Raw genomic sequence first — 11,615 nt, forward strand, 5'->3', positions numbered from 1 at the left:
GATTACCCGCGCCCTTCGCCAAGCGAAGGGCGCGGGTAATCGCAACGTCGAGCCGGCGCACTGGCTGCTCCACCTGCTCAGGCGGGAGAACACCGACCTCGCCCTGACGGTGGATCGCTACGGGCTGGACGCGGCCCGCCTCGCGGCCGACCTCGCCCGTTCCGTCGACGGGCTGCGCCGGAATGAGACGGAGATGCCGGGCATCTCGAACACCATCATCGATCTCCTCGACCGGGGCTGGCACTACGCGACCCTGTTCTTCGGCGAGACGCAGATCCGCTCCGGACATGTCCTCGTGGGCGCCCTGAAATCGAGCGAGTTGCGGCGCGCCCTGGTGTCCCTCTCGGCTGAGTTCGGCAAGATCCCGGTCGATGCCCTGGCGGGCGAACACGGCACGGTCTGGGCCAAATCGGAGGAAGAGAATCTCCGCCCGATGGACGGTTCCGGGGCGATCGCGGCCGGAACGCCGGGGGCAGCGGCAGCTGCCACCGGCCAGACGGCCCTGAATCGCTTCTCGCAGGACCTGACCGCGAAGGCGGCAGCGGGCGAAATGGACCCGATCCGGGGACGCGACGAGGAGATCCGTCAGCTCATCGACGTCCTGATGCGCCGGCGGCAGAACAATCCGATCCTCACCGGCGAGGCAGGTGTTGGTAAAACGGCGGTGGTGGAGGGCTTCGCGCAGGCCATCTCGGCCGGCGCCGTGCCGCCGGCCCTCCGGGGCGTCCGGCTCTGTGCCCTCGATATCGGGTTGATGCAGGCAGGCGCCTCCATGAAGGGCGAGTTCGAGCAGCGCCTGCGCTCCGTGATCGACGAGGTCCAGTCCTCTCCCACTCCCGTGATCCTGTTCATCGACGAGGCCCATACGCTGATCGGGGCTGGCGGGCAGGCCGGCACCGGAGACGCGGCCAACCTCCTCAAGCCGGCGCTCGCGCGCGGGACCCTGAAGACCATCGCGGCGACGACCTGGGCCGAGTATCGGCAGCACATCGAGAAAGACCCGGCCTTGACGCGCCGGTTTCAGCCGATCCAAGTCGGCGAGCCTGGCGTGGCGCAGTGCTGCGATATGCTGCGCGGTCTGCTCGGTCCGATGCAGGCGCATCACGGTGTGCGCATTTCCGACGCGGCGATCGTGGCTGCCGTCCAGCTCTCGCACCGCTACATTCCGGCTCGCCAACTCCCCGACAAGGCTGTGAGCCTGCTCGACACCGCGAGCGCGCGGGTCTCGATCAGCCAGACCGCGATCCCCGCCGCGATCGCCGATACCCGGGTCGCCATCCGCGCGCTGGAGGGGGAACGAGCCGCCCTGGTCGCCGACCGGGATCTCGGAGCCGGCAATGAGGAACGCATCGCGGCGATCGACGGCGAGAGCCGGGCGTTGGCCGATCGCCTGTCGGGGCTCGAGGGCGCGTGGCGTGACGAGACGGCCCTCGTGCAGGAGATCCAGGCTCTTCGGGCCGGCCTCTCGAAGGACGCGTCATCGCAGGCAGCGTCCGCAGCGCCGCAGCCGATCGGCGCTGCCCTCGAGCCCGGCTCGAACCCGACCCCGCCGAGCCTGCCCGCCGAGCCGGAAGAGCGGCGCGCGGCGCTCAAGGCCTGCGCCGAGCGGCTTGAGGCGATCGAGCCCGAGGCGCGGATGATCTACGCCCATGTCGACGAGCAGGCGGTGGCTTCCGTGGTCTCGGACTGGACCGGCATTCTGGTCGGCCGGATGGTCAGGGACGAGATCGAGACAGTGCTGCGCCTGCCCGAAATCCTCAACCGGCGAGTCGTCGGCCAGAGCCACGGGCTCGCGGGGATCGCCAAACGGATCGAGACCAACCGGGCCAAGCTCGACAACCCGAACAAGCCGATTGGCGTGTTCATGCTCTGCGGCCCGTCCGGCGTCGGCAAGACCGAGACCGCGCTGGCACTGGCCGAGGCCCTCTACGGGGGCGAGCAGAACATGATCACCATCAACATGAGCGAGTTCCAGGAGGCCCACACGGTCTCGACGCTCAAGGGCGCACCTCCGGGTTACGTCGGCTATGGCGAGGGTGGCCGTCTCACCGAAGCGGTGCGGCGCAAGCCCTACAGCGTGATTCTCCTCGACGAGGTCGAGAAGGCGCATCCGGACGTCCACGAGATCTTCTTCCAGGTCTTCGACAAGGGGGTGATGGAGGACGGCACCGGCCGGCGCATCGACTTCAAGAACACGCTGATCATCCTGACCTCGAATGTCGGTACGGAGGTGATCATGCAGCTCGCGCGCGACCCGAGCTACGCCTCCGATGCCGAGGCGCTCGCCCAGGCTCTACGTCCCAGCCTCCTCAAGGTCTTCCCGCCGGCCCTGCTCGGCCGGATCGTCACCATCCCCTACCTGCCGCTCTCCCCGGACATGCTCGCCGGCATCGTACGCCTGCAGCTCGACCGGATCGGCCGCCGCGTCACGGAGAACCACGGCGCGTCCTTCGGCTACGACGACGCAGTGGTCGATTACATCGTCTCACTTTGCAACGACCCAGATTCAGGCGGCCGGATGATCGACAACATCATCACGAACACGCTGCTGCCGGCGCTCTCCCGCGAGTTCCTGAATCGAACCCTGGCCAAGGAGGCCGTGGCCGATGTGTGGGTCACGATGGGCGACGGCACGTTCGCCTACGCGTGGAACGAGGCCGCCTTCCGGACCGCGCGGCCCGAAGCCGGGATGGCACCGCGCGACGCCGCGGAGCCGGCTCCAGCGACGGAGGTCGATGCAGCCTGATCGGTGGGCTCCATGGGGCCGCGCGAACACAACCCCGAAAAAGTCCGGGCAGTCATCGCTAGGAGGGACATTCCATGAATCCTGCTCCATACGTAGGGACCTACCTGAACATCCCGGCCTTCTTCGCGGATGGCAGTTCCACCACGATCGCGATCAAGAACTACCTGCAGGATGGAAAACCCGATCAATCGGCCCGGGCTCAGGCCGCGAAGGGCAAGCTGCTTGCAAAGATATCCGGTGAGTTGAAGAAGACCCCGAAGGGCGTTTTCGAGATGGGCGGCTACGAGTTCTGCACGCTGTCCATTGCGAGGGTCTTCATGGGCAAGGGCGCACCGGACGAGATCCAAGATGTGCTCTGGCTCGCGAGCCGTTTCAACCTGATCGATTCATCTACGGTGCGTACGTATTGCGACCGGAACATCGGCATCGATTGTGGCGGCTTCGTCGCGAACCTGTGGGGGATCGGACATCCGGAGAACGGCCGGGCGGTCACGGGCTCGACCGGCTTCAGCCCTCGTAGCTTCTGGAACTTCAACAAGGCGAAGCGGCGCAAGCACCCCGGCGAGATCAGCGTCGGTGATGCGATCATCCACTTCTGCCACATGCCGAACGACGACACCGATATGGCCTCCATGGACCCCAAGCTCGGCGGAGAGGCGTTCCACATCGGCACCGTGGCGGGCATCACGGTGAAGGGCGACCGGATCGACTTGACGGTTGCGGAATCGAGCGGCGCCAAGGCAGCCAGTGGCGGCAACGGCGTCAGTGCCTATGACAAACCTGACCTCGCGACCAAGATCGCGAAAAATCTTGTCTATGTTCCGAGCGCGAGCGGAAACCGAATGTATTTCGTCGGCAAGGACGGCGCAATGGGGTCATACATGCCCTTCGAAAGCTATTGAATAGCTTGTCGCGGGGCCACTGAGATCCAGGGATTCTTCCATCGTCGGGTATTGCCGGATGTGTAGCATGCCACGTTCGAACCGCGCGACCTGCTCCAAGGCCACGCTGTGGCAGTTTAGATCATGACTGGGGAGTGCGAGGGCAATGACGGGCAATCGTTTCGAACAGGTCGATGAGCCGCCCGGTGATGCGATGACGCTGGTTCTGACGCGCGACGGCGATAGGAATTTCGGCGTGGTCAACTGTCCAGCGTCGGCTACCGGCGGCCAACTTCCGAAGAACTTCTCCTCGGGCGAGTTGCCGCCGAAGGAAGCGTTCCGCGCGGCGATCCGCCTTGCCAACGAGTTGAAGGTCCCGCTCCTGGTGGTCGATCCCGATGGCCTCTGGCAGACCGAGTGGGGTCCCTTGTACCGGGACGTCGCCGACGAATGACCCGGCCTTCGCAGAGCCCGCCGTCACGGAAGAATCTCGCAGGGAGACCGTCGCCGGTCTTCGCAAGCCTTCGCGTCGCACATCGCCACCGCGCCATCCTGTGAGGCAGTCCGCATGATCGGAGACAGCCGCGATGTCTATGGGTACATCACCCTCGACAAGTTCCTCGTCGGCCGGGGCATGGCGGAGGTCGAGCGCAACCTCGGCTTCCATGCGGGACGCCTGTCCCGCGGTGCCGCCTTCATCAAGCTGATGCGTCTGCCGGCCCTAACGGAGTTCGACCTGGCTGCCTATTCGATCACGGCGCAGCATCGATACACGGCGCCGACCGGGTACGATCTCGACAAACTCAAGGCGATTGCCGCGTCGCAGTGGACCCTCTCGGGCGGAAACCGGCTGGTGAAAGTCATCCCCGTCATCGGCCACGACGAAACCATGCGCGACGAGGACCAGTATCCGGTCGGGGCCGGCGTGCCGCAATGGCGTCTGGTCACCAAGACCGGCATCCCCGGCATCGTGGTCGCGGAAACCCACACGGGCGCGGACGTCTACCGGCCGGCGTGCTGAGGTGCGCGGCGGCACTCAGTCAGCCACGTCGGCGGGCATCTCGGCGGACGTCTCACCGGACATGATGGCTTGTGGCTCGGAGGCGGTCTCGGCGCCCGTGGCGGCGAACAGCTTCCGGCCGGCGGAGAGAAAACGGGCCGGATCGAGCGGCGCGGCGGAGTGCCGGGTCTCGTAGTGAAGATGGGGCCCGGTCGAACGCCCGGTGGACCCCACGAGTCCGACCGTCGTACCCGGAGCGACGGATTGATCGACGGCGACGCTGATGCTGGAGAGATGTCCGTACCGGGTGACGAGATCCCGGCCATGGTCGATCTCGACGAGATTGCCGTAGCCCCCGCTCTGCCCGGCCGTGATCACCCGGCCCGCAGCGGCAGCGCGAACCGGCGTCCCCACCGGTGATCGGAAATCCATCCCGGCATGCATCCGCGCGGCACCGGTGAACGGGTCCGAGCGCATGCCGAAGTTGCTCGTCAGGCCAGCCCCGCCCTCGATCGGGGCCAGGAGTGGCAGAGCCTCCATGGCGATCCGCAATCGGTTCGACTCGGCGAGCGAGACCTCGGCCACGGCCACCGCCGACGCAAAGTTGTTGTGTGGATTAGGAGTGGGCGATGCGGACGGTTCGGGCAGGGATACGGGCACCGGAAGCTCCGCTAGAATCGCGCGGACGCGCCCGATGGCGGCTCTGCTGGTCGCCGTGAGTGAGGCGACGATACGGATCTGCCCGGTCTCGACGCGGCTCAGCGACGCCTCGATCCGGCTGAACTGGTCCCGCGCGGCCAGCGTCATCAACTGGGCCGTGCCCAGCGCGGGGTCGTCGCGCAATCCGCCGCTGCGGCCCGGACGGGCGGGAGGCGTACTTTCGGAGGGCGCGGCGTCGCGTCCATCCGGCCTGCGTCGGGGCCGCTCGCCCTGCGGCTCGGAAGCTCCGGCCGGCGGGAGGGCGGGAAGCGCACGCTCGTTGGTGGTCCTGTCGACGATAGGCCTGTCCGTCTGCGCCCGATCGGCGAGCGTCCGCTCCGCCATCGCGGCAAGGAGCGCCTGCCGGCTCTCGAGATCGACCTGCCGCGTGATGATGTCGGCCAGGCGCCCTGACAGGCCCTCCTCCTCGAGAACCTGATGGCTGGCGACGCCAACGAGGCGTCGGGTCAGGGCCCGGACCTTGTCGTCATGCGCCGTCTGCCGCAGCGCTGCCTCCTCCGTCAGCCGCTGGACCGTCCGGTAATTGGCAATCGCGTATCCGGTGGCCGCCGCCCCCCAGACGACGGCCGGGGCGAGGAGCCAGAGCGCGCGGCCACCGCTGCGCGGCCGGGCAACGCGGGAGCCGCGTTTCGCCGTCTGAGCGGATGGGACGCGCCGCTGCTTCGGCGGCTTCAACGGACCGTGCCCCAGCGACGGTGCCGCCCCGGCGGAAGCCACCACCGGGCGACGCGCAGGCACGAAGGCGAGACGCCGTGGCTGTGATCAACCCGGATCAAGATCTGAGGACCACTGTAGAAGTCACCGACACACTTGCTCAAGGATGGACCTGCCGTCGAAAGCGAAGTATCTGGATTCTGGACCGGTTTTGGTTATACCCAGGGAACGGATTTCTCAACCGGCAGGGTGCCATGGAAGCCGAATCCAACAGGGGCGTTGCGTCGACCGGGGATTCCGCGACTTCACACACGATGAGCGTTCCGAGCGCCCTTGCGCTTGCCACACGCCTCCACCGCTCCGGCGAGATGGCCGTTGCCGAACGGATCTACGGGCGCATCCTGGAGGCTGTCCCGGACAATCCGGATGCGACGCATTTTCTCGGCGTCCTGCATCACGGGACCGGCCGGTCAGAGGAGGGACTTCGCCTGATCCGTCGCGCGATCGGCCTGCAGCCCGACGATGCCGGAATGCGCAACAACCTCGGCAACATCCTGAACGATTGTGGCCGCTTCGAAGAGGCCGTGGAGGCCTACCTCGGCGCGGTGGAGATCGAACCCCGGAACGTCGATATCCTCAACAACCTCGGCGTCGCCCTCAGGACGTTGAACCGATTCAACGACTCCGAGGTCGCCTATCGCCGCGTCATCGCGATCGATCCGACCTATCGTGAGGCGCACGACAATCTCGGCCGCCTGCTTGCGAGCCGCGGCCGCTTCGAGGAGGCGGTCGCCTGTCACCAGACCGCCCTTAAGCTCGAGCCTCGCAATGCGGAAACACGACGGCTCCTGGCCGACATGCATGTCTTGCGCGGGGACCGGGCGAAGGCGGTGGCCATCATCGATGACTGGTTGAAGGACGAACCCGGCAGCGTGACCGCACACCACTTGCGCGCCGCCATTTCGGGCGACGACGTCCCGACACGAGCGAGCGACGCCTACGTGGCAAAACTCTTCGACGCCTATGCGCCCAGCTTCGATCGCAGCCTGTCCGGCCTGGAGTACCGTGCGCCCGATCTCGTGGCCACCGTGCTGGAGGCGATGGCCGGCCGGCCGGACAAGGGTCTGGCGATCCTTGATGCGGGCTGCGGCACGGGCCTGTGCGGTCCGCTCGTCGCGGAATGGGCGCGTAGCCTCGTCGGCGTGGATCTCTCCGAGGGCATGCTGGCACAGGCGGCCGAGCGTGGCTGCTATGACACCCTGGTTCACGCGGAACTCACGCAATTCCTTTTAGCCCACGAGAACGCCTACGATTTTGTGCTCTCGGCCGACACGCTCTGCTATTTCGGCGATCTCGCCGCGGTGCTGGCGGCGGCGCGAGGCGCCCTGACGGCGGGTGGTGGCCTTATCTTCACCCTGGAAGCCGATGCCGGCCCTCGACCTTTCGTCCTCAACCCGCACGGGCGCTACGCACATCAAGAGGATTACGTGCGGCAGATGTTGGATGCGGCGGGCTTCACTCAGATCGGCATCGACCATCAGACCCTTCGGATGCAGCGCGGCGATCCGGTGCAGGGTCTCGTCGTGAACGCACGGCGATCCTGATCTGCGTTCACGCGACAGTACGAAGATCATGCCGACGCACTGTAACCGGTGGTTTTATCAAGGCTTGATCCATACCAAGACGCTGGCGCGGGGCCATGTATCGCCGCCAGCTTGAACGATCAGGCAGATTTGAGCCGGAGCCTGGAGCGGTATCGACGAAGTCGATACCGGTTGGTCGCAGGTGCACGGCACACACATCACACTGGCCGAGATACGGTTTTACGGAGCGGCAGCTCTGGACGCTCAGCCGCTGAGTTTCAGCCGGTAGCTGTACATATCACCGCGAAAGAGACCCTCGACGTACTCGATCATCTGCCCATCGCCGGCAAAGCTATGGCGTTTGATCAGCAGGCAGGGCACAGGCTCGTCGAACGCGAACAGCTCGCATTCCTGCTGCGTCGGCGTCGTCGCCTCGATGGTCTGCTCGCATTTGACGAGGCGGGCGCCGCACTTTTCGGCGAGGCAGGCATAGACCGACCCAGACAGATTGGCTTCTTCCAAAGCCGGAGCAGCAGCGAGGTTGTACCAGGCGATCTCACGCGACATCGGGATGTCGTCCCCGCATCGCACTCGGGTGAGGCGCAGGAGCGGCGCCGTCGATGGAAGACCGAAAATCGAAGAGATCGAGCGGTCTTGAACCACCCTGCGGTCGAGGATTTTGGAGGACGGCACCTTCCCGAGTTCTCGCATTTCCTCGGTAAAGCCTTTCAGGCGGTCCATTCCCGGACGGATCTGATCGCCGACTCCGCGAACAACGAACCCCTTCCGTCCCTGCGATATCAGGAGCTGGCGTTGCCGTAATGCAATATAGGCGCGCTGAATTGTGACCCGGCTGACTCCGAGACTTTCGGCAAGTTGTCGTTCGGCCGGCAAGATGGTACCTACCGACAGAATTCCTGTTTCGATAAGTGCCAAAAGTTGCTCTTCCAACTGCTGGTACAACGGCATAGCAGTGTCGTCGCGCAGTCGCAGATAGGTCATGATCGACGGGCGGTCAGCGGGGTTTAAAGCAAGCTTTTCTTTTGCTTCGACGTTTGCTTCCGGAATGAGACGTAAGGTCGGTTTGCCCAAGGTTTTTTCTGAGGTTCGAGAACTGGAATGAAGGGGTTAGGCCCGGCACGAGTCTTCGTGGTTGGGAACTCTGTTGTTGCGTGCTGGCAGCACGGCTACCACGCCCTGGTGAATCACTCCACGCAGGGGCTCTGATCGTACAGCTTGATGGAAAGGGCTTCAATCTGGCGGTGGCGTCACACGGGCTCGGACTGGCGGTCGATGAGATGTTCGCCGATGGCGATGAGGCCTTCTCGAAATAGCTGCGTCCTCGTTTCGCCAAGCGGGGCTTTCGACCGCGATGATCCAATCCCATGCTGGGACGACCGGCTCCGCCGTGGGCTTCACCGACGAGAGCGGAGAGCATTGCCGTGCGGTCCACACGGTGCGAACCTCCTGTTGTCGGCGGCCGATCCCAACCGGATCGCTCCCTGGTGAACGAGGTAGACCTAACTCTGGTCTCGTTCGAATGACCGGATACGCGCATTCTGACGTGCTTCGAGTTTGCACGAAGCGCCGGTTGCGGACGCTTCTCAATCCCTCACGCTATCGCGCCGTCGATCTCCGCCTCGTCGCACGGGCATCGATCCTCGTCCTCAACGAAGTCGAGGCGAAAAATTGGGCCGAGGCACCAAAGACGAGATCGCGAGAGGGCAAATGCCAGCACCGATCGCCTCGCGCTTTCGCGTCGGACACTTGCACTTGCCGGATAATCTTGGACATGCTGAGAATTCCGGAGATCAGGGCATTGGATTGGGTTCTCGGCGCGCGGTGCCTTGGTCGCCGTGCACGCTTTGCCCGGCTGATGCTCTAGCGTAGGACCTCGGATGAACGATCGTCGATCCGCTTGGCATAGACCGACCGTATCAACCTCGGCCAGCGTCCCGGCACGCGTTGCGTCCTGGCTGGGTTTCGCCGGCCTAGTCGCCCTTGGCCTGGGGTTCTCGGCGGGAACCGCCTCGGCCGAGAACCGGGTCGCCCTCGTGATCGGCAATACCGGCTATCACAACCTGAAGGCCCTGACGAACCCGGCCAACGACGCCAAGGACGTCGCCGCCGCCCTGAAGGCGCGCGGGTTCACGGTCCTCGAAGGCAGGGATCTTGAACGAAACGCCATGCGCGGCGTCGTCGAGCGGTTTCAGGCACAGGCTCGCACCGCCGACGTTTCAGTAGTCTATTACGCCGGGCACGGCTTTCAGCTCGACGGACAGAACTACCTCGTTCCCGTCGATGCGACCATCAAGAGCCGGGGAGACGTGGAAACCGGCACGCTGAACCTGCGCTCGATCACCGAGGGGCTGGAAGGCAGCCGGGGCATCCACCTCGTCTTTCTCGATGCCTGCCGCAACAATCCCCTGCGCGGTGCGGCGAGCACTACGGATGCCGGGTTGCAGAACGGCCTCGCCCGCATGGGTAACGCTGCCGGCTTCCTGTTCGCCTACGCAACACAGCCCGATAATGTCGCGTTCGACGGAGGCGGTCGCAATAGCCCCTTCGCCCAGGCCTTCCTCAGCCACATCGCAACCCGGGGCCAGGACATCGCCTCGATGATGATCGCGGTGCGCAAGGACGTGATCGCGGCAACGGGGGGCTTCCAGGTGCCGTGGGAGAATTCGTCGCTCACGAGCCAGTTCTACTTCACGCCCGGTCAGGCCTCCGTGGCCTCGCCCGAGACGCAGCTCTGGCAAATCGCCGCCGCCAGCCGGGACACCGCTCTGCTGCGCATCTACCTGTCACGCTATCCCGACGGACCCCACGCCAACGAAGTCAAGTCCATGATCACGGTGGCGTCGGCCGACCCGGTCGCGACCGTGGGCACGCTGCGGAGCACGCCGGACGCCGACCGGGTTTCCGATGACCGCCTGTGGGACTTGGCGCAGCGATCCCGGCTTCGCCAACTCGTCGAGTTCTACGTCACCCGGCATCCGGACGGGCGCCACGTGAACGAGGCGCAGGAGCTTCTGCAGTCGATTCCCACGGCTGAGGATGCCGATGCCCGGCCCGAAAGCCTATGCGAGCGCTCCGCGACGCATCCCCGCGACGCGACCGCCAACACCGCCGGCGTTACCCTCGCCGAGCTGGCCCGGAACCCGGACGCGGCAATCGCGGCGTGCCGCGCCGCGCGCCAGAATCATCCCGAGATGCCCCATTACACGGCCCTGCTGGCGCGCGCGCTCGCCGCTGCGGGACAGCGCGCCGAGTCCGTAGCGCTCTACCAGGAGGCCGCGGGACGCGGGAACCTGCGCGCTATGGTCAGCCTCGGCCTCCAGTTCGAGACCGGAGATGGGCTGCCGCGCGACCCCAGGGAGGCGGCGAACTGGTACGAGAAGGCGGCCGACGGCGGCAGTCCAGACGGTGCGATCAACCTCGCCGTCTCGCTGATGGAAGGCGTCGGGCGGCGCAAGGACCCTGCCCGGGCTCTGGCATTGCTGAAGGCGGCGTCCGAGGCAGGGTCGGCCATCGCGACCTATAACCTCGGCGTGCTCGCCCAGCAGGGCGTGCTGAAGGAGAACGGCGCGGCGCTGAACTATTTCCGCAAGGCGACCGAACTCGGTGATCCGCGCGGCTTCGTCTCGGCCGCGATCCTGCTGGACGAGGGCCGGGGCGTCCGGAAGGACCCCGACAACGCCTCCGACATGCTTCTGATGGGCGTCGCCTCCGATTCTGGCGATGCCGCGAGCCAGATCATCCATCGCTCGTCCGCGTGGTCGACGGACACGATCCGTCGGCTGCAGGAACGGCTGAGGCAGGCCGGCTACTATCGCGGTCCGATCGACGGCAAGGGCGGCGCCAAGATGGAAACCGCTTTACGGAAGTGGCGCAGCGTCGGCATCCTCGACATGAAGTAGGGGGGACGCCGGGCGAGAGGGTGTGGGTGTCGGCTCATCCGGAACTCGCCACGTCTCGACGGATCGCCGTCCTGCGGCACGGTGTTTCCCGCGCCGCAGGACGGCGATCCG

8 protein-coding genes are annotated in these 11,615 nt (G+C 65.8%); 6 read left to right on the forward strand and 2 right to left on the reverse strand.

The window, feature by feature from the left end; translation table 11 throughout:
* Position 1 precedes the first annotated feature (1 nt).
* The 4 genes from tssH to MFF30_RS25420 all read left to right on the forward strand — a co-directional run bounded on the left by tssH (position 2) and on the right by MFF30_RS25420 (position 4,648).
* On the forward strand, positions 2–2,746 hold the full coding sequence (tssH, locus tag MFF30_RS25405) for a type VI secretion system ATPase TssH (RefSeq protein ID WP_238283008.1): 2,745 nt from the start codon (positions 2–4) through the stop codon (positions 2,744–2,746).
* 74 nt (positions 2,747–2,820) lie between these two features.
* A complete protein-coding gene (locus tag MFF30_RS25410) occupies positions 2,821–3,648 on the forward strand; it encodes a hypothetical protein (protein WP_238283009.1) in 828 nt (275 codons plus the stop codon).
* Positions 3,649–3,793: 145 nt separating this feature from the next.
* Positions 3,794–4,081: a hypothetical protein gene (locus tag MFF30_RS25415; RefSeq protein ID WP_238283010.1), complete on the forward strand. Its 288-nt coding sequence runs from the start codon at positions 3,794–3,796 to the stop codon at positions 4,079–4,081.
* Between the two features lie 114 nt (positions 4,082–4,195).
* The gene (locus MFF30_RS25420; protein WP_238283012.1) at positions 4,196–4,648 is read left to right on the forward strand and encodes a hypothetical protein; all 453 of its coding nucleotides are present in this window, start codon (positions 4,196–4,198) and stop codon (positions 4,646–4,648) included.
* Positions 4,649–4,663: 15 nt separating this feature from the next.
* Here MFF30_RS25420 and MFF30_RS25425 read toward each other — a convergent pair whose 3' ends face one another.
* Positions 4,664–6,085, reverse strand: coding sequence for a M23 family metallopeptidase (locus MFF30_RS25425; protein ID WP_238283014.1), 1,422 nt, complete (start codon positions 6,083–6,085; stop codon positions 4,664–4,666).
* Between the two features lie 14 nt (positions 6,086–6,099).
* Between MFF30_RS25425 and MFF30_RS25430 the strand changes: the two genes are divergently transcribed.
* Complete coding sequence (locus tag MFF30_RS25430; RefSeq protein ID WP_238283016.1) at positions 6,100–7,605, forward strand: tetratricopeptide repeat protein; 1,506 nt, start codon at positions 6,100–6,102, stop codon at positions 7,603–7,605.
* A gap of 243 nt (positions 7,606–7,848) precedes the next feature.
* On the opposite strand, the gene MFF30_RS25435 is transcribed toward MFF30_RS25430, so the two are convergent.
* Complete coding sequence (locus tag MFF30_RS25435) at positions 7,849–8,553, reverse strand: GntR family transcriptional regulator (protein ID WP_238283020.1); 705 nt, start codon at positions 8,551–8,553, stop codon at positions 7,849–7,851.
* 929 nt (positions 8,554–9,482) lie between these two features.
* Between MFF30_RS25435 and MFF30_RS25440 the strand changes: the two genes are divergently transcribed.
* A complete protein-coding gene (locus MFF30_RS25440; RefSeq protein ID WP_238283018.1) occupies positions 9,483–11,504 on the forward strand; it encodes a caspase family protein in 2,022 nt (673 codons plus the stop codon).
* Positions 11,505–11,615 lie beyond the last annotated feature (111 nt).

It is taken from the genome of Methylobacterium goesingense (assembly GCF_022179225.1).
Lineage (GTDB): Bacteria > Pseudomonadota > Alphaproteobacteria > Rhizobiales > Beijerinckiaceae > Methylobacterium > Methylobacterium goesingense.